Annotated in this window: 1 protein-coding gene and 1 pseudogene; both read left to right on the top strand. The window is 66.9% G+C overall.

Going from position 1 to position 510, the window contains the following annotated elements:
* Positions 1-187 (top strand): hypothetical protein (locus IEZ09_RS47355; protein ID WP_229813589.1); only part of this gene is annotated, 187 nt, incomplete at its 5' end.
* Positions 188-273: 86 nt separating this feature from the next.
* Positions 274-510, top strand: a pseudogene (locus tag IEZ09_RS47350) (hypothetical protein); the annotation flags it as partial.

The raw sequence follows: 510 nt of genomic DNA, 5'->3' as shown, positions 1-510 counted from the left end.
TCCGCACCACCGCCAGCACACGGCAACAACCTTCCCAGCCAACCCCCACCACAACCAGCCCCGGCACCGGTACCTCAGCCTGACAACGCGCAAGAGAGGGATCTGGCCGGTCAGGCGGGTTCCCGGCCGGATGTGCGGGTTGACCGTGACGGTGTGGTGGCTGCTGGTGGTGGTGTGGCGGGCCTGACGCTGGATCCGGGTCGGGAGTCGGCTGGTGGTGACGTGGCTGGTGGTGTGCCTGCGGTTACTGAGGTGTCCCTGCCTCAGGGGCCTGTGGACGGCCTGTTCCCGCAGGGATTGCCGGATGTGGACGGCCTGGGTGTTGATCTGGATGCCTATTTGCATGATCTGGCTCAGGCTCCGGCTGGGTTTGGGGATGGTTGGGATTCTGCGTGGGAGCCGCCGGGTGTAGTGGGGCAGGACAGTGGGCAGCCCGGCGGTTGGGAGCTGAGTGGTGGGGAGTTCGGTGGTGGGGAGTTCGGTGGTGGGGAGTTCGGTGGTGGGGAGTTC

Source organism: Lentzea flava (genome assembly GCF_014648475.1).
GTDB lineage: Bacteria > Actinomycetota > Actinomycetes > Mycobacteriales > Pseudonocardiaceae > Lentzea > Lentzea flava.
The sequence above is the reverse complement of the archived record's forward strand: the minus strand, read 5'-3'. Positions and strand labels throughout refer to the sequence as shown.